General features: G+C 62.4%; 18 protein-coding genes. 8 read left to right on the forward strand and 10 right to left on the reverse strand.

Going from position 1 to position 17,975, the window contains the following annotated elements; genetic code table 11:
- Positions 1–2: 2 nt before the first annotated feature.
- On the reverse strand, positions 3–767 hold the full coding sequence (locus tag J2Y83_RS24145) for a sulfite exporter TauE/SafE family protein (RefSeq protein ID WP_253399001.1): 765 nt from the start codon (positions 765–767) through the stop codon (positions 3–5).
- A gap of 184 nt (positions 768–951) precedes the next feature.
- Between J2Y83_RS24145 and J2Y83_RS24150 the strand changes: the two genes are divergently transcribed.
- Positions 952–1,848, forward strand: a complete 897-nt coding sequence (locus J2Y83_RS24150; protein ID WP_253399003.1) for a LysR substrate-binding domain-containing protein — start codon at positions 952–954, stop codon at positions 1,846–1,848.
- Here the strand turns inward: J2Y83_RS24150 and J2Y83_RS24155 are convergent.
- Both J2Y83_RS24155 and kynU read right to left on the reverse strand, forming a co-directional pair.
- Complete coding sequence (locus J2Y83_RS24155) at positions 1,794–3,200, reverse strand: amino acid permease (protein WP_253399005.1); 1,407 nt, start codon at positions 3,198–3,200, stop codon at positions 1,794–1,796. The genes J2Y83_RS24150 and J2Y83_RS24155 overlap by 55 nt on opposite strands.
- Before the next feature lie 297 nt (positions 3,201–3,497).
- Entirely contained in the window at positions 3,498–4,748 is a 1,251-nt protein-coding gene (kynU, locus tag J2Y83_RS24160) for a kynureninase (RefSeq protein ID WP_253399007.1), read from the reverse strand.
- 144 nt (positions 4,749–4,892) lie between these two features.
- Between kynU and J2Y83_RS24165 the strand changes: the two genes are divergently transcribed.
- Complete coding sequence (locus J2Y83_RS24165; protein ID WP_253399009.1) at positions 4,893–5,366, forward strand: Lrp/AsnC family transcriptional regulator; 474 nt, start codon at positions 4,893–4,895, stop codon at positions 5,364–5,366.
- Positions 5,367–5,492: 126 nt separating this feature from the next.
- On the opposite strand, the gene catA is transcribed toward J2Y83_RS24165, so the two are convergent.
- Genes catA through J2Y83_RS24180 form a run of 3 tightly spaced genes read right to left on the reverse strand, consistent with a single transcriptional unit; the run spans position 5,493 to position 7,894 of the window.
- Positions 5,493–6,422, reverse strand: a complete 930-nt coding sequence (gene catA / locus J2Y83_RS24170) for a catechol 1,2-dioxygenase (protein ID WP_253399011.1) — start codon at positions 6,420–6,422, stop codon at positions 5,493–5,495.
- Positions 6,423–6,463: 41 nt separating this feature from the next.
- Positions 6,464–6,754, reverse strand: a complete 291-nt coding sequence (catC, locus tag J2Y83_RS24175) for a muconolactone Delta-isomerase (protein WP_253399014.1) — start codon at positions 6,752–6,754, stop codon at positions 6,464–6,466.
- A gap of 12 nt (positions 6,755–6,766) precedes the next feature.
- A complete protein-coding gene (locus J2Y83_RS24180; protein WP_253399016.1) occupies positions 6,767–7,894 on the reverse strand; it encodes a muconate cycloisomerase family protein in 1,128 nt (375 codons plus the stop codon).
- Between the two features lie 114 nt (positions 7,895–8,008).
- Between J2Y83_RS24180 and J2Y83_RS24185 the strand changes: the two genes are divergently transcribed.
- Positions 8,009–8,884 (forward strand): LysR family transcriptional regulator, encoded by an 876-nt coding sequence (locus J2Y83_RS24185; RefSeq protein WP_253399018.1) that lies wholly within the window; start codon positions 8,009–8,011, stop codon positions 8,882–8,884.
- A gap of 33 nt (positions 8,885–8,917) precedes the next feature.
- On the opposite strand, the gene J2Y83_RS24190 is transcribed toward J2Y83_RS24185, so the two are convergent.
- The gene (locus J2Y83_RS24190) at positions 8,918–9,910 is read right to left on the reverse strand and encodes an AraC family transcriptional regulator (protein WP_253399026.1); all 993 of its coding nucleotides are present in this window, start codon (positions 9,908–9,910) and stop codon (positions 8,918–8,920) included.
- Positions 9,911–10,222: 312 nt separating this feature from the next.
- Here J2Y83_RS24190 and antA point away from each other — a divergent pair, with 312 nt between their 5' ends.
- From antA to J2Y83_RS24210, 4 genes are all read left to right on the forward strand, one after another.
- The gene (antA, locus tag J2Y83_RS24195) at positions 10,223–11,614 is read left to right on the forward strand and encodes an anthranilate 1,2-dioxygenase large subunit (protein ID WP_253399027.1); all 1,392 of its coding nucleotides are present in this window, start codon (positions 10,223–10,225) and stop codon (positions 11,612–11,614) included.
- On the forward strand, positions 11,614–12,105 hold the full coding sequence (gene antB / locus J2Y83_RS24200) for an anthranilate 1,2-dioxygenase small subunit (RefSeq protein ID WP_253399030.1): 492 nt from the start codon (positions 11,614–11,616) through the stop codon (positions 12,103–12,105). The genes antA and antB overlap by 1 nt, the downstream gene beginning before the upstream one ends.
- Positions 12,106–12,256: 151 nt before the next feature.
- A complete protein-coding gene (gene antC / locus J2Y83_RS24205; RefSeq protein ID WP_253399032.1) occupies positions 12,257–13,264 on the forward strand; it encodes an anthranilate 1,2-dioxygenase electron transfer component AntC in 1,008 nt (335 codons plus the stop codon).
- A 73-nt stretch (positions 13,265–13,337) separates the two neighbouring features.
- The gene (locus tag J2Y83_RS24210) at positions 13,338–14,738 is read left to right on the forward strand and encodes an amino acid permease (RefSeq protein WP_253399034.1); all 1,401 of its coding nucleotides are present in this window, start codon (positions 13,338–13,340) and stop codon (positions 14,736–14,738) included.
- A gap of 124 nt (positions 14,739–14,862) precedes the next feature.
- Here J2Y83_RS24210 and kynA read toward each other — a convergent pair whose 3' ends face one another.
- On the reverse strand, positions 14,863–15,720 hold the full coding sequence (kynA, locus tag J2Y83_RS24215; RefSeq protein ID WP_253399043.1) for a tryptophan 2,3-dioxygenase: 858 nt from the start codon (positions 15,718–15,720) through the stop codon (positions 14,863–14,865).
- A complete protein-coding gene (kynB, locus tag J2Y83_RS24220; RefSeq protein WP_253399051.1) occupies positions 15,717–16,367 on the reverse strand; it encodes an arylformamidase in 651 nt (216 codons plus the stop codon). The genes kynA and kynB overlap by 4 nt, the downstream gene beginning before the upstream one ends.
- Before the next feature lie 323 nt (positions 16,368–16,690).
- Here kynB and J2Y83_RS24225 point away from each other — a divergent pair, with 323 nt between their 5' ends.
- Positions 16,691–17,035: a cupin domain-containing protein gene (locus J2Y83_RS24225; RefSeq protein ID WP_010566207.1), complete on the forward strand. Its 345-nt coding sequence runs from the start codon at positions 16,691–16,693 to the stop codon at positions 17,033–17,035.
- Positions 17,036–17,085: 50 nt separating this feature from the next.
- Here the strand turns inward: J2Y83_RS24225 and mmsB are convergent, their stop codons facing one another.
- Positions 17,086–17,973, reverse strand: a complete 888-nt coding sequence (gene mmsB, locus J2Y83_RS24230) for a 3-hydroxyisobutyrate dehydrogenase (RefSeq protein ID WP_253399059.1) — start codon at positions 17,971–17,973, stop codon at positions 17,086–17,088.
- Between the last annotated feature and the right edge of the window lie 2 nt (positions 17,974–17,975).

Raw genomic sequence — 17,975 nt, forward strand, 5'->3', positions numbered from 1 at the left:
CTTTACCCACTGATCAACAGGTGCGCGCCCAACAGCGCCATGCCGATAAAAAACACCCGCCTGAACAGCACGGCACTGATCCGTTGGCGCAACGCCTGCCCGAGCCACATCCCCAGCAAGGCGGGCGCCAGCGCCAACAGCGAGGCATTGATCTCGCCGCCGCCAAGGCTGCCGCGCCAGGCCAACCCGGCGGCCAGCGCCAATGTCGACACGCTGAACGACAGCCCCAGCGCCTGCACCAACTGATCGCGATTCAAGCCCAACGCTTGCAGGTACGGCACCGCAGGAATCACGAAGACGCCGGTGGCCGAGGTGATCAGGCCGGTGACCAGCCCACACACCGGCGCCAACCAGCGCTCGGTTGCAGGCTTTACGCTGAATGCGGGCAGGAACAGTCCACTCAACGCATACACCAGCAAGGCCGCGCCCAACGCGCGCACCACCCAATCGCCACCGCCCATTCCCAGCCACAACGTGCCCAACCCGGTGCCGAGGAAAATCAGCAGCAACAGCGGCCACAAGCGTTTGAGCAACGCGCTCAAATGGCCGCCGAAGGCCAGTTGCCAAAGGTTGGTCACCGTCGAAGGGATAATCAGCAACGCCGCAGCCTGCGCCGGTAACATAGCCAGGCCGAGCAGGCCCATGGCGACGGTGGGCAGGCCCAGGCCAATCACGCCTTTGACGGTGCCGGCCAGCAGGAAGGTGCCGATTACCAGCAGGGTCAGGGCGGGGCCGAGGTTTTGGTAGAACGCGAGGAAGGTATTCATGGGCGGATTGTGAGGGCTTTCGCGGGGGGCGAAAATTCGCCATATACTGAGGCAGCCTCTTGTTTTGCATGAGGCTGAGGGCCTCATCGCGGGCAAGCCCCCTCCCACACTTGGAATGCACTTCAACAGTGAGAGCGGGTTTGCTCGCGATAGCGCCAGTCCAGCGAAAGGAAATCTTCCAGCCATGCACTTTGACCTGATCGACCTGCGCCTCTACCTGCACATCCTCGACGCCGGCAACATCACCGCCGGCGCCAGCCGCAGCCACTTGTCCCTGGCCGCCGCCAGCGCGCGCATCCGCGCGATGGAGGCCGCGCTGGGCGTCGAATGCCTCGAACGCGGCCGCCGTGGCGTCACGCCCACGCCCGCTGGCCAGGCCCTGGCCCGTCATGCCCGGCTGTTGCTGCAACAGGCCGAGCACCTGCAACAGGACCTGGCGGAGTACGCCAACGGCGTCAAAGGCCAGGTGCGCCTGTTGTGCAACACCACCGCCCTCAGCGAATACTTGCCAGAACTGCTGGCGGATTTTCTGCGCGAACACCCCAACCTCGATATCGACCTGCAGGAACTGCCCAGCCTGCGCATCACCCAGGCCTTGCGCCAGGGCACCGCAGACCTGGGGATCATCTCCGACGCGGTGGACACCCACGGCTTGCAAACCCTGGCGTTTCGCGACGATCCGCTGGTGCTGATCATGCCGCTGGAGCATCCGTTGGCGGCAAGTACGGTGAGCTTTATCGACAGCCTGCATTACGACTATGTGGGCCTGGCCGCCCACAGTGCGTTGGCGGTGTACCTGGAAGAACAGGCGTTGCACGCGGGGTTTCGCTTGCAAACGCGGATCCGGGCCGAGGGCTTTGATGGGGTGATGCGCATGGTCGCACGCGGCGCGGGCCTGGGGATCGTGCCCCAGGCGGCGCTGGCGCGTTGGCCGTTGGAGCAGCGCTTCAAGGCCCAACCGTTGCGAGAAGCTTGGGCCTGTCGAACGCTGCTGTTATGCGCGCGCTCGTTCGAACAACTGCCGGGTTATGCCAGGGCCTTGCTCGACGCCTTGGCCCTGCCCTTGCGGAAAAACCCGTAATACACCGCCGACAGAATCAGCAGGAACGGCACGCCGAACACCAGGGTCATCTTGAACGCGTCGGTGAAATACGTGGTGATCATCACCGCGCCCATCAGCACCAGGCCCAGCAGCGTGCTGTAGGGAAACAGGCGCAGTTGGAACGACAACGTCGCCCCGCCATGACGCTTGCGATAACGGCGGAAGAACAGGTGCGTCAGGAAGATCATGAACCAGGTGAAGATCGCGCCGAACATCGAGATCGCCATCATCAGCGTGAACGAGCTTTCCGGGTAGACCACGTTAAGCAAGGTCGCCAGAGCGATGCCCGAGCTGGACAGCAACAAGGCGTTCAGCGGGATGCCGCTCTTGCTCAACGCGCCCATGGACGTGGGCGCAAAGCCGGCGCGGGACAGGCTGAACATCATGCGCGTGGTGATGTAGAGCTGGCTGTTCATCGCCGACAGCGCCGCGATCAGAATCACGAAATTCATCACCCCGGTGGCGCCGGGAATGCCGAGGGTCTGCATCACCGTGACGAACGGGCTCTGGGCCTGCCCGGCCTGGTTCCACGGCACGATGGCCAACATCAGCGCCAGGGTCAGCAGGTAAAACACCACCAGGCGCACGATGGTCGCGCGAAAGGCCCTCTTCACCGCCTGCTCCGGGTCGGCCGCTTCACCGGCCGCCACGGCGATCATCTCCACGCTCAGGTAGCTGAAAATCGACACGATCACCGCGATCCACATGCCGCTCAAGCCATGCGGGAAAAAGCCGTCGTGGGCCGTGTAGTTCTGCACGCCGTACTGCGGGTTGCCGGAGCCGAACACCACGTACACCGCGAGGAGGATGAAGCCGACGATGGCGCTGATCTTGATCGTCGAGAACCAGTATTCGAAGCTGCCGAAGGTTTTCACGCTGATGGCATTGAGCAGGATCAGCACGCTGGAAAACGACACGATCCACACCCACTCCGGCACGTTGGCGAACCAGTACTTCATGTACATCGCCACCGCCGTGACCTCGGCGCCCACCGCCAGCACAATCGCCGCCCAATAGGCATAGCGCACCAGAAACCCGGCCAGCGGGCTGATGTAGAACTCGGCGTAGGCACCGAAAGAGCCGGAGGTGGAATGGGCCACCGTCATCTCCGCCAGGCAGCCCATCAGCAGCAAGGTGATCAACGCACCGATGGCGTAACTCACCAGCACGCTGGGCCCGGCATAGCCGATGGCATAGGCGCTACCCATGAACAGCCCGGTGCCGATGGCGCCACCGATGGCGATCATGCTCATCTGGCCGGAAGTGAGCTGGCGCCTCAGGCCCAGTTCGCGGTGGGTGATTTCTGCAAAGCCGTCGTTTGGCGTGGTCACGTGGTGTGCCCCTTATTGTTGTGATTGCACGATTTGTCTGTTGCCACAGATCCCCTGTGGAGGGGGGCTTGTTTGTGATAGCAGTCTTTCAGTTGATGCCTGGGTGACTGATCCGCCGCCATCGGGGGCAAGCCCCCTCCCACATGGGGTCTGCGGTGTTCATCCATTGTGTGTCTGACGCAGGCTCAGTGTGGGAGGGGGCTTGCCCCCGATGGCGGTGTGTCGGTCGCCGGATTCGCACGCTGATACAACGCTATCGGGAGCAAGCGCCCTCCCGCCATGGTTGTCTGCGTTTATTCAAGTGACGCTGTTGCGGACTTTGAATTGCGCCTGGTCCCAGGTGCGGTTGTCGAGGATGTCGCCGAGGATTTCCACGGCGTCCCACACCTCGCTGAAACTGGTGTACAGCGGCGTAAAACCAAAGCGCATGATGCGCGGCTCGCGGTAGTCGCCGATCACTCCACGGGCAATCAGCGCCTGGATTACCGCGTAGCCTTCAGGGTGCTCAAAGCTCACATGGCTGCCGCGTCTGGCGTGCTCACGCGGGGTGATCAACACCAGGCCGTGGGCGGCGCAACGGGCTTCGACGCACGCGATAAACAGGTCGGTCAAGGCCAGGGATTTACCGCGCAGGCTGGCCATGTCGGTCTGTTCGAAAATCTCCAGGCCGCATTCCACCATGGCCAGCGAGGTGATCGGCTGGGTGCCGCACAGGTAACGGGCGATGCCGGCGCTCGGCGCATAGCTCGACTCCATGGCGAACTGCCGGGTATGCCCGAACCAGCCCGACAACGGCTGGCGCACCACGTCCACCAGCGCGGGGTTAACCCACACGAACGCCTGGGAGCCGGGGCCGCCGTTGAGGTATTTGTAAGTGCAGCCGATCGCGTAATCGGCGCCGGCCCGATGCAGGTCGATGGGTACCGCGCCCGCCGAATGCGCCAGGTCCCAGAGGCTCAGGGCGCCGCACTCGTGGCTTAACGTGGTGAGCGCCTGCATGTCGTACAGGTAGCCGGTCTTGTAGTTGACGTGGGTGAGCATCACCACCGCCACGTCCTGATCGATGGCCTGGGGCAGTTCGTCCGGGCTGTTGACCAGCCGCAGGGAATAGCCCTGTTGCAGCAGTTCGGCGAGGCCCTCGGCGATGTATAGGTCGGTGGGGAAGTTACTCGCTTCACTGACGATCACCTTGCGCTGCGGCTGGCGTTGGCGCTGCACGCTCAACGCGGCGCTGAGCACCTTGAACAGGTTGATCGAGGTGGTATCGGTGATTACCACTTCGCCGTCGCCCGCACCGATCAACGGCGCCAGGCGATTGCCCAGGCGTTGGGACAAATCCGCCCAACCCGCGCTGTTCCAACTGCGAATCAGGCCATTGCCCCACTCCTCGGCGATCACCTGCTGCGCCCGCGCAAGCGCTGCCACCGGACGCGCCCCGAGGGAGTTGCCGTCGAGGTAGATCACCCCCTGCGGCAAGGCGAACTGGTGACGCAGCGGCGCCAACCGATCCTGGTCGTCAAGGGCTTGGCAATGGCTTCGAGTGATCATGGGCTGTCCTGATTTTTATAAGGGAATATGCAGCAAATAATGAACGAGGTTTTAGAGAATTTTCGTGCAAAGTGGTGGGCAACAGGCTAATTAAGCTGTAGGAAATTCGAAGTTCAACCGAAAAAACGCGGATTTATTCTAAGCATGATTCTCGACGCCACCGACCTGCGCCTCCTGCACTTCCTGCAACAGGACGGCCGTATCAGCAACCAGGAACTCGCGGAAAAAGTCGCGCTGTCGCCCTCCGCCTGCCTACGCCGTCTGCGCCTGCTGGAAAGCGAAGGCATCATCAGCGGCTATCGCGCAGTGTTGAATGCCGAGCAGTTGGGGATCGAGCTGGAAGCCATCGTCCACCTGTCATTGCGCCAGGACGTGGAGGATTGGCATGAGAGGTTTATCCAGAAGGTGCAAGGCTGGCCGGAAGTGGCCAGCGCTTACGTGATTACCGGCGCCAGCAACTATGTGCTGCGGGTGCAGGCGCGCAACCTCAAGCACTTTTCGGACTTCATCGTGAACCACCTGAACCGCACGGCGGGGGTGATGGATATCCGTTCGGAGATTGTGTTGCAGAAGATCAAGGATCGCGACGAAGTGTTGGATCTGGTGCTGCGCAAATAGCCGCAGCACCATCGGTCAACAAATGTGGGAGGGGGCTTGCCCCCGATAGCAGTGTGTCAGTCACTTAAATGTTTACTGATCCGCCGCTATCGGGAGCAAGCTCCCTCCCACATTTGACCGTGTTGATCAATCTTCCAATGCACGGACCCGCTGCATGCGCTGTTGCTCTACCGGCGCAGCGGCGAGCTGCACCTCAAAGTCAAAATCAATCTGCGCAAAACGCCCTTCCACACCCAGTTCCCGCGCCAGTTGCTGATCGTCACTGAAGCGAATTTCGGCAATCAATTCATCCCGTGTCGCGTAGGCAAAATCATCGTGCAGGTACGGGTCGTCCGACAGGTTGATCTGCGTGGTCAGGTGCCGATGCCCCGGTGCCGAGATGAAGAAGTGAATATGCGCCGGGCGCTGCCCGTGGCGTCCCAGTTGATCGAGCAACTGCTGGGTCGGCCCGGTCGGCGGGCAGCCATAGCCCGACGGCACGATGCTGCGAAAACGGAAGTTGCCGTGGGCGTCGGTCTCGATGCGGCGGCGCAGGTTGAATTCCGACTGCGCGGTGTCGAACCAGGAGTAAGTGCCGCCGGTATTGGCCTGCCACACATCGACAATCGCCCCGGCCACCGGTTTGCCCTGCGTGTCCCGTACCTGACCGCGCATGAACAGCGGCACGCCCGGGTCCTGGCCGTCATCCAGGCGCGCTTCGTATTTCGACAATGGCGCCCCCGCCACATACAGCGGGCCTTCGATGGTGCGCGGGGTGCCGCCGGTTTTGCCGGCCTCTTCGTCGGCGGCATCCATCAACAGGTCCAGGTAATGCTCCAGGCCGAGCCCGGCGGCGAGCAAACCGGCTTCCTGGTGTTTACCCAATTCGTTGAGGTAGTTGACCGCCGCCCAGAACTCTTCGGGGGTGACTTCCAGGTCTTCGATGATGTTCACCGTGTCCCGCAGGATTCGGTAGATCAGCGTCTTGGTGCGCGGGTTGCCGCTTTCGCTGCGGTTGCCGCTGGCTTCTTCGAGAAACTGTTGGGCGTGGGCAGTCTGGGACAGTCGGATGGACATGGTGCAATCCTCATCTTGTAATTATTCGGGATAAAACAGGCTCAACGGTCGTCCGCGTGGATCGACGACGGGTGCCGGCACAGCGCATTCACTTCGATGGCCATGTAGGGATAAAGCGGCAATTGCATCAGCAGGTCGTGCAGTTCCTGCACGCTGTCGACATCGAACACGCTGTAGTTGGCGTAAAGCCCGGCGATGCGCCACAGATGACGCCATTTGCCCTCTTGCTGCAGGCGCTGCGCCAGGGCTTTTTCTTCGGCCTTGAGGTTGGCGGCGCGTTCGGGGTTCATGTCGACGGGCAGGTTCACGCTCATTTTTACGTGGAACAACATGGCAGACGCCTCTTAGTGGTTGTCACGCCGGAAGAATGCCAGGCGCTCTTCGTCGATGGTCAGGCCCAGGCCCGGTGCGGTGCCGACATGCAGGTGGAAATCGCGGTACACCAGCGGCTCGGTGAGGATGTCTTCGGTGAGCAGCAGCGGGCCGAACAGCTCGGTGCCCCACGCCAGGGTGTCCAGGGTGAGAAACGCATGGGCCGAGGCCAGGGTGCCGATGCCGCCTTCGAGCATGGTGCCGCCGTACAGGCCGATCCCAGCCGCTTCGGCAATCGCGGCGGTGCGCAACACCGCGCGCGGGCCGCCGTTCTTGGCGATCTTGAGGGCAAACACCGAAGCCGCGCCTTCGCGGGCCAGGTTGAAGGCGTCCTCGACACATTCGATGGATTCGTCGGCCATGATCGGCGCCGGGCTCGACCGGTTAAGCCGGGCCATGCCTGCGCGGTTGTTGCGCGAGATCGGCTGTTCGATCAGGTCGATAGCGTTGTCGCCGAGCACCTTGCAGGCGCGCAGGGCGACGGCTTCATCCCAGGCCTGGTTGACGTCGACGCGCACGCTGGCGCGCTCGCCCAGGGCTTTTTTGATCGCGATCACATGGGCCAGGTCGGCACTGACCTCACCGGCACCGATCTTCAATTTGAAGACGCGGTGACGGCGCAGGTCGAGCATCTTCTCGGCTTCGGCAATGTCCTGCTCGGTGTTGCCGCTGGCCAGGGTCCAGGCCACCGGCAACGCGTCGCGCACGCGGCCGCCGAGCAGTTCGCTGACCGGCAGGTTCAGGCGTTTGCCCAGCGCGTCGAGCAAGGCGCTTTCGACGGCGGACTTGGCGAACGTATTGCCGCGAATGCTGCGTGCCAGGCGCAACATGGCGGCATTGATGTTGTTCGCGTCCTGGCCGATCAGCAGCGGGGCGAAGTGGCGGTCGATGTTGATTTTGATGCTGTCGGGGCTTTCGTTGCCGTAGCTCAGACCGCCGATGGTGGTGGCTTCGCCGATGCCTTCGATACCGTCGGCGCAGCGCAGGCGGATGATCACCAGGGTCTGGTTTTGCATCGTGTGCATCGCCAGCTTGTGCGGGCGGATGGTGGGGAGGTCGACGATGATGGTCTCGATCGACTCGATGGCGCAAATCGGCATGGCTATACCCGTTGGGTTCTTTATAGATTTGAGCCGATTCTGTGCCGCATTTTTCCTGGCTTCCAATATAGAATTGGTCTCGCACAATACCTTCAAGGTATCAAAGGAGCTGTCATGGAACTGCGACATCTGCGCTATTTCCAGGTGCTGGGCGAAACCCTCAACTTCACCCGCGCCGCCGAACGCCTGCACATCGCCCAGCCGCCGTTGAGCCGGCAGATCCAGCAATTGGAGGATGAATTGGGCGTGATACTGCTGGAGCGCGGCCGCCCGCTGCGGCTGACCGAGGCCGGGCGGTTTTTCTATGAGCACGCCAACGTGCTGCTGGAGCAGTTGGGCAAGGTCTGCGACACCACCCGGCGTATCGGCCAGGGCGAGAAGACCTGGCTGGGCATCGGCTTTGCGCCGTCGACCTTGTATGGCGTGCTGCCCGAGCTGATTCGGCGGCTGCGCAACCATGAAGCGCTGGAGCTGGAGCTGGGGCTGTCGGAAATGACCACCTTGCAACAAGTCGAAGCGCTCAAGGCCGGGCGCATTGATGTGGGCTTCGGGCGGATTCGCATCGATGACCCGGCCATCGTCCAGCGCGTGCTGGTGGAGGATCGCCTGGTCGCGGTGCTGCCCGCCGGTCACGCCTTGCTGAACGCGCCCGCCACCCTCGCCCAATTGGCCGCCGAGCCGTTTGTGCTGTACCCCGGCAACCCGCGTCCCAGTTATGCCGACCATGTGATCGCGCTGTTCGACGCCCACGGTTTGAGCCTCAAGGTGGCGCAATGGACCAACGAGCTGCAGACCGCCATCGGCCTGGTCGGCGCGGGCATGGGCGTGACGCTGGTGCCGGCGTCGGTGCAGGTGCTGCATCGCGCGGACATCGGCTACACGCCGGTGGTGGAAGCCACCGCGACCTCGCCGATTATTCTCAGCCGGCGGGTGAATGATCAGTCGCCGGGGCTGAATCATTGTTTGCAGTTGGTTGAAGAACTGATCTGAAATCTCCCAGGCACATTTGATCTGCGGTGTTTTTTAGACAGTGCGCAGGCGGTTGCGCTGCAAGGTCTGGCTCGGCGACTCATCGAACAGCTTGCGATACTCCACCGAGAACCGCCCCAGGTGCGTAAACCCCCAACCCAGGGCAATCTCGGAGATGGTGCGGGTGGAGCCGTGTTCGAGGATCTCCTGGCGCACCGCCCCCAGCCGATACTTTTTCAGGTAAGCCATCGGCGACAGCGCGAAGTATTTACGAAACGCATCGAACAGCTTGAACCGCGAGACCCCGGCGGCGGCTTCCAGGTCTTCCAGATGCACCGCTTCGCGGGCGTTGTCGTGAATGTACTGGCGGGCGCGGATCAAGTAGTGCGGCAGTTTCACGCCGAGTACGTCGCGCAGTTCCTCTGAATAATTATTCGGCTGGGCAAGGATCAGGCCCTTGATCAACGAGCTTTCCAGGTCGCGGGTAAACGCCGCCTGCTCGTACAACTCGCTGCTGCGCGCAAGCTCTGCGATGAAATAACGCGCCATGCGCCACCACGAGGCCGGGGCGCCGTCCACTGCATCCATCACCGATTCAAAACGCAGCGGCGCCTCAATCGGCCGTTGCAGCAGCCCTTCCAGCGACTCGTTCATCGCCGCGCGGGTAATCACCACCTGCAACTTGCGGCAATCGCCGGAAATCGCCAGCACCTGGTGCTCGTTGGGCGAGATGATCACGCCTTGATCGCGGTTGGAACTCAGGCGCTCGCCGTTCTTGCTCAACTCCTGCTCGCCCACCAGCGGCAGGCTCAGGCTGTAGCTGCTGAAGTGCTCGGCGTCCTCGATGTCGATGGTCACGTCGGTGCCGTATTCGATCACGCCCAGGGTGGTGGCGCGGGACTTGAACACGTTGGCGCTGTGATGGAAACGCAGGCGCTCGGGCGTGGCCGTCTCCAGGCGGTGCGGCCCGCAGATGCCGGACATCCAGCTGCGGGCGCCCTCCAGGTCGAAGCGTTCGATACGGATATCGCGTGTATGGCTACTCATCAGGCTGCACCCACGGCGGTTAGGCGGTTGCGCGCTCTGGCGGCGCGTCGTGACAGATCGACAGCAAGTTCTGCGCCACGGCGGCAGTCTCGCTGCTGGGTGGATAGCAATGCTCGACTATGTGGATAAACCGCCGACTTCTGCGCGCACCGCCCTGCATGACAGTAGCGCATCGCGTCACCGCCCTGCACCGGCGTGGGTATTTGCTGCCCAACTATCCGGCCCGCCTTCGCCCATTAAGCGGATAGCCCGCCGCCTCGGTGCAGCCTCTAAATGGCTGACCCGTTCAGCCATTATCAAAAGGTGCGTCCCATGAGTGGTGCAAGAAGCGTCGAGCAATGGAAAAGCTTCATCGACAGCTGCCTGGATTTTCGCCCCGCCGATGAAGTGTTCCGCATCGCCCGCGACATGTTCACCGAGCCGCAACTGTTCGACCTGGAGATGGAACTGATCTTCGAGAAAAACTGGATCTACGCCTGCCACGAAAGCGAACTGGCGAATAACCACGATTTCGTGACGATGCGCGCCGGGCGCCAGCCAATGATCATCACCCGCGACGGCGACGGCCAACTCAACGCCCTGGTCAACGCCTGCCAACATCGCGGCACCACCCTCACCCGCGTCGGCAAGGGCAACCAGTCGACCTTCACCTGCCCGTTCCACGCCTGGTGCTACAAGAGCGACGGGCGGCTGGTGAAGGTCAAGGCACCGGGGGAATACCCGGAAGGTTTCGACAAGGCCACGCGCGGCCTGAAAAAGGCGCGCATCGACAGCTACAAGGGCTTTGTGTTCATCAGCCTGGACGTGAACGGCACCGACAGCCTGGAAGACTTCCTCGGCGACGCCAAAGTGTTTTTCGACATGATGGTCGCCCAGTCCGCCACCGGTGAGCTGGAGGTGCTGCCGGGCAAGTCCGCGTACACCTACGACGGCAACTGGAAGCTGCAGAACGAAAACGGCCTGGACGGTTATCACGTCAGCACCGTCCACTACAACTACGTGGCCACGGTGCAGCATCGCCAGCAGGTCAATACCGCGAATGGCACTGCGGCCAGCACGACGCTGGACTACAGCAAACTCGGCGCCGGCGACGCGAATACCGACGACGGCTGGTTCGCCTTCAACAATGGCCACAGCCTGTTGTTCAGCGACATGCCCAACCCCACGGTGCGTTCCGGCTACGCCACCATCATGCCGCGCCTGGTGGCCGAACACGGCCAGCCAAAAGCCGAGTGGATGATGCACCGCCTGCGCAACCTGAACATCTACCCGAGCCTGTTCTTCCTCGACCAGATCAGCTCGCAGCTGCGCATCATCCGCCCGTTGGCGTGGAACAAGACCGAGATCCTCAGCCAGTGCCTGGGGGTGAAACACGAGTCCGACGCCGACCGGGAAAACCGCATCCGCCAGTTCGAGGACTTCTTCAACGTCTCGGGCATGGGCACGCCGGACGATCTGGTGGAGTTTCGCGAGGCCCAACGCGGTTTCCAGGGCCGCCTGGAGCGCTGGAGCGATATCTCACGCGGCAGCCACCGCTGGGCCACCGGGCCGACGCCGAACAGCGAAGCCCTCGGCATCCAGCCCGCCATGACCGGCACCGAATTCACCCACGAAGGCCTGTACGTCAACCAGCACCGCAACTGGCAGCAGTTCCTGCTCAACGGCCTCGACCAACGCGCGCTGAAGCTGCGGGAGGTGGAATGATGAATGCGCTGTTGCAGTACCGGATCGAGCAGTTTCTCTATCGCAAATCCGAGCTGTGCGACGCCCAGGACTGGGACGCCTACGTGCAGCTGTTCGACCCGCAGAGCGAATTCCACCTGCCGCAATGGGACTCCGAACACGTCTACACCCGCGACCCCAAGCGCGAAATGTCGCTGATCTATTACGCCAACCGCACGGGCCTGGAAGACCGCGTGTTCCGCCTGCGCACCGGCAAGGCGGCGTCGGCCACGCCGATGCCGCGCACCTTGCACCTGATCCACAACGTGCGCATCGCCGAGCAGGCGGACGGCACGCTGGAGGTGCGCTTGAACTGGCACACATTGTTCTATCGCCTGGCCACGTCGGAGCAGTTCTACGGCCACGCCACCTATCGTCTCAAGCCCCATGGCGACAGTTGGCTGATCACCCGCAAGCACGCGTTGCTGCTCAACGACACCATCAACTCGGTGCTGGATTTCTATCACCTGTAACGCTGGCGAACGCCCCCTTGTAGGAGCGAGCTTGCTCGCGAAGGACGTCAACGATGACGCGGGCATCCTGAATGTACGCGGCGTCCTTGAGTTTTTCGCGAGCAAGCTCGCTCCTACAAGGGTTCACACATGAACCCACGGAGTACTGGGGATGAATCACAAAGTGGCCTTCAGTTTTGCCGACGGCAAGACCCTGTTTTTCCCGGTGGGCGCCCATGAAATCCTGCTGGATGCGGCCCTGCGCAACGGCATCAAGATTCCGCTGGATTGCCGCGAAGGCGTGTGCGGCACCTGTCAGGGCCGCTGCGAGAGCGGCGAATACAGCCAGGATTATGTGGACGAGGACGCGCTCTCCAGCCGCGACCTGCAGCAACGCAAGATGCTCAGTTGCCAGACCCGGGTGAAGTCGGATGCGACGTTCTACTTCGACTTCGATTCCAGCCTGTGCAACGCACCGGGGCCGGTGCAGGTGCGCGGCACGGTGAGTGAGGTGCGGCAGGTCTCGACCAGCACCGCGATCCTGCAGGTGCAACTGGACCAGGCACTGGACTTTCTGCCGGGCCAATACGCCCGCCTGGCGGTTCCGGGCACCGACAGTTGGCGCTCGTACTCCTTCGCCAACCGGCCGGGCAATCAGCTGCGGTTTCTGATCCGCCTGCTGCCCGACGGGGTGATGAGCAACTACCTGCGCGAACGTTGCCAGGTCGGCGATCAGTTGCTGATGGAGGCGCCGCTGGGGGCGTTCTACCTGCGCCATGTCAGCCGACCGCTGGTGCTGGTCGCCGGCGGCACCGGGTTGTCGGCGTTGCTGGGCATGCTCGATGAACTGGCGGCCAACGCCTGCGAACGGCCGGTACACCTGTACTACGGCGTGCGTAGCGCCGAGGACCTGTGCGAAGCGGCGCGCATCGAGGGTTATGCGTCCACGCTCGCGGATTTTCGCTACACCGAAGTACTGAGCAACCCGCCGCCCACATGGCCCGGCAAGCGCGGCTACCTCACCGAGCATTTCAACCTGGCCGAATGGCGGGACAGTTCGGCCGATATGTACGTGTGCGGGCCACCTCCGATGGTCGAGTCCATCCAGCAATGGCTGGCGGATCAGGCACTTGATGGCGTTCAGCTGTATTACGAAAAGTTCACGCAGAGTAATATCTGACCCCTCAGCACTTCTGAGGGGTTGGGCGCGGCGTGCAATCAACCCCGAGAAAAACAAGTAGAAGGGAATGTTAATGGCGGATGACATGGTTAACCCGGTAGGCCTCAAGCGTGGTCTGAAGAACCGGCATATTCAGCTGATTGCCTTGGGCGGTGCGATCGGTACGGGGCTGTTCCTCGGCTCGGCCGGGGTGCTCAAGTCGGCGGGGCCGTCGATGATCCTCGGCTATGCGATTGCCGGTTTTATCGCGTTCCTGATCATGCGCCAGCTCGGCGAGATGATCGTCGAGGAGCCGGTGGCCGGTTCGTTCAGCCACTTTGCGCACAAATACTGGGGCGGTTACGCGGGCTTCCTGGCGGGCTGGAACTACTGGGTGCTCTACGTGCTGGTGGGTATGGCCGAGCTGACGGCCGTGGGCAAGTACATCCAGTTCTGGTGGCCGGAGATTCCGACCTGGGTCAGCGCGCTGGTGTTCTTTGTCGCGGTGAACCTGATCAACACCCTGAACGTGAAGTTCTTCGGTGAGACCGAGTTCTGGTTCGCGATCATCAAGGTGGTGGCGATTGTCGGCATGATCGTGCTCGGCTGCTACCTGCTGTTCAGCGGCACCGGCGGCCCGCAAGCGTCGATCAGCAACCTGTGGAGCCACGGCGGTTTCTTCCCGAATGGCGGCATGGGGCTGTTGATGTCGATGGCCTTCATCATGTTCTCGTTCGGTGGCCTGGAGCTGGTGGGCATCACCGCCGCCGAGGCCAGCGAGCCGCGCAAAGTGATCCCGAAAGCGATCAACCAAGTGGTGTACCGCATCCTGATTTTCTACGTCGGCGCGCTGACCGTGCTGCTGTCGTTGTACCCATGGGATCAACTGCTGCAAACCCTCGGCGCCTCGGGCGATGCCTACAGCGGTAGCCCGTTCGTGCAGATCTTCTCGCTGATCGGTAACGACACCGCCGCCCACATCCTCAACTTCGTGGTGCTGACCGCAGCGCTGTCGGTGTACAACAGCGGCGTGTACTGCAACAGCCGCATGCTGTTCGGCCTGGCCGAGCAAGGCGACGCGCCGAAAGCGCTGATGAAGCTCAACAAGCAAGGCGTACCGCTGCGCGCCCTGGCGATTTCGGCGCTGGTGACGCTGCTGTGCGTGGTGGTCAACTACGTCGCGCCGCACAGCGCGCTGGAGTTGCTGTTCGCGCTGGTGGTCGCCTCGTTGATGATCAACTGGGCGCTGATCAGCCTGACCCACATCAAGTTCCGCAAAGCCATGGGCGAGCAAGGCGTGGTGCCGTCGTTCAAGACCTTCTGGTTCCCGTTCAGCAACTACCTGTGCCTGGCGTTCATGCTGATGATCATCAGCGTGATGCTGGCGATCCCGGGCGTTCGCGACTCGGTGTATGCGATGCCGGTTTGGGTGGGGGTTATCTACATTGCCTACCGCTTGCGGATCAAAAACGCGAAAGTGGCAGTGACGCAATAACCTAGGTGGGAGGGAGCTCAGTCAGTGGATGTGTTGGCTGTCACACCGCTATCGGGGGCAAGCCCCCTCCCACATTTTTGATTGCATTCCAAATGAAAAGCCCCGGTGATCCGGGGCTTTTTGTTTACAGCGTGGAACGCACTCGCCACAGCTCGGGGAACAGCACCGTGTCGAGCATCTTGCGCAGGTAACCCACGCCCTCGGTGCCGCCGGTGCCGGGCTGGAAGCCGATGATCCGTTCCACCGTGGTCACATGGCGAAAGCGCCATTGGCGGAAGGAGTCTTCCAGGTCGATAAACTTTTCGGCCAACTGGTACAGGTCCCAATAACGGCTCGGGTCGCGGTAGACCTCGCGCCACGCCGCTTCCACGGACGCATCGTGAACCGTCGCCGCCGTCGGGTCGCGTTCGGCGCGTTGCGGGTCGATCGTCAGGCCGGCCTTGGCCATCAGGTTGATCGCCTCGTCGTACAGCGACGGCGTGGCGATCGCGACCTGCAGTTCTTGCAACAATTGCGGGCGATGGGCGTGAGGCCGCAACAGCGCCGGGCTTTTGTTGCCGAGGATGAATTCGATCTCACGGTACTGGAACGACTGGAACCCGGACGATTGGCCGAGGAACGGGCGAATCGCCTTGTACTCCGACGGGGTCATGGTCGCCAGCACCGCCCAGGCGTGTACCAGTTGATCGAAGATCCGCGAGACCCGCGCCAGCATCTTGAACGCCGGCGGCAACTCGCCCAGGCGCAGGTGTTCGCGGGCGGCCTTGAGTTCGTGGAGCATCAGTTTCATCCACAGCTCGGAGGTCTGGTGCTGGATGATAAAGAGCATTTCGTTGTGGTCCGGCGACAGCGGGTGCTGGGCGCTGAGGATTTTGCCCAGGTCCAGGTAGTCGCCGTAGCTCATGGACTCGGAAAAATTCAGCTCGGCGTTATGCCATTCTTCCGGCGGTTGGTAATCCTCTGAGAAGGGACATTGGCTCATCGTGCGGGCTCCACAAGCGGGCGCAGGATTGCGCGGACCGGGCTGGCATCGAGGTGGGCAAACCGCAGCGGCAGCGCGATCAGTTCATAGTCGCCCTCCGGTACGTCATCGAGCACGATGCCTTCGAGAATCGCCATGCCATGACGGGCCACGGCGTTGTGAGAATCCATGGTCTTGGACTGTTGCGGGTCCAGGGACGGCGTGTCGATACCGACCAGGCGCACGCCCAGGCTGGCGAGCAGCTCGATGGTTTGCGGGGCGATGGCGGTGAAGTGCGCATCCCATTCGGTCAGCGGCGCCTGTGGATAAGTGCGCAGCAACACACGTTCCGGCAAGTTATCCACACGCCCGTCCAACTGCTGCGGCTGCACCAGTGCGCCGCTGTCCAGGCAATGCAACACGCGGCACGGGCCCATGTACACGTCCAACGACACCTCGCCAATCGGCGCGCCGTCCGCGCTGTAGTGCAGCGGCGCATCCACATGGGCGCCGGTGTGCGGCGACAAGGTAATGCGCCCGACATTCACCGGGCACTCCGGGCCGAACTGCCACACGCGCTCTTCCTGGAACGGCGTATCCCCCGGCCAGGTCGGGGTCGCTGCACTCAAGGGCGGGCTGATGTCCCACCACGTTTTTATTGGGTTCATATCAAGGCTCTCGGTCGTGACTGATGTGAATGATACGAGGGCCAGCTGTGAATTTTCTTGCGAATTCCTGCGACAAGCGGGAAATCTTTCGCACTTAATGCGAGGAAACGGCTTATCTACGCTCGAAAGTGTCGCCGAGCCACAGTGGCACTGCCACCAAGGATTAATGTGGGAGGGGGCTTGCCCCCTCCCACATTGACTGCACATGGCCTGAGGAGTGGTACTCGCCTGCGCTTCTGGGCATCCCGATGTCGAGTTCAGACCATTGACCCTGCCTGCGACGCTATAGGGTTCGACTCTCGTTCACCTGCCTCGGAGTCATCATGTCCAAGCCCATCACCGTACTGCGCGACACCCACCCCTTGCCGGTCCTGGATGCCTGCAAATGGGAAAAGCTCGAAGGCGACCCGCACACCGTCAACCTCAACGCCTACACCAGCGAAGACGGCAGCAAGATCATGGGCACCTGGATCTGCACACCGGGCAAGTGGTACGTGGAATACGTGAAGTGGGAATACTGCCATTTCCAGGAAGGCTACTGCGTAATCACCCCGGAAGGCCTGGAGCCGATCCATTTGCGTGCGGGGGATATCTTTGTGGTGGAGCCGGGGATGAAGGGGACGTGGGAAGTGGTCGAGACAGTGCGTAAGTATTTTGTGTTTGCCTGAACCGCAATAAAGGGTGGCGAGGGAGCAAGCGCCCTCGCCACAGGTGGTATCTATTTGGGCTTGCGGTAGCTGTTGATGATCGCCGAGAAGTCCTTGCCTCCTTCCCCGCGCTGGCTCATCGATTGATACAACTGCTGGGCCACAGCGCCGAGGATCACCGGCTGGTGCGCCTGGCGCGCAGCTTCAGTGGCCAGGCCCAAATCCTTGAGCATCAGGTCGGCGCCAAAACCGCCGGTATACCCCCGCGATGACGGCGCGGTTTCGATCACGCCCGGCCACGGGTTGTAGGTGTCGGAACTCCAGCAGCGCCCGGTGGAGCTGTTGATGATGCCGGCCAGCACCTGGGTGTCGATGCCCAGCGCATCGCCCAGGGCCATGGCTTCGCTGACGCCGACCATGCTGATGCCCAGCAGCAGATTGTTGCAGATCTTGGCGATCTGGCCGGTGCCGACGTCGCCGCAACGCACGATGTTGCGGCCCATCTGCGCCAGCACCGGTTGCAGGGTGGCGAACAACTCCGGGGTGGCGCCGACCATGAAGGTCAGCGTCCCGGCTTGCGCGCCACCGGTGCCGCCGGAGACCGGCGCGTCGGCGACGGCCACCCCTTGCTTGGCCGCCGCCGCCGCGACATCGCGGATGGTTTGCGGGTCGATGGTGCTGCAATCCACCGCCGGCACGCCTTGGCCGATACCGGCCAATACGCCGTCCTCGCCCAGCCAGACACTGCGCACATGGGCAGCGGCCGGCAGCATGGTAATCACCAGCTCAGCGCCGTTTGCCGCACCACGCGGTGAATCGCTGATGCTGCCGCCCAGCTCCGCCAGTTCCTTGAGTACCGCCTGGTTCAGGTCGAACAGGTTCAGCGCGTGGCCGGCCTTGATCAGGTTGCGGGCCATGGGCGCGCCCATGTTGCCCAAGCCGATAAATGCAATCTTCATGG

Source organism: Pseudomonas marginalis (genome assembly GCF_024169655.1).
Classification (GTDB): domain Bacteria; phylum Pseudomonadota; class Gammaproteobacteria; order Pseudomonadales; family Pseudomonadaceae; genus Aquipseudomonas; species Aquipseudomonas paraveronii.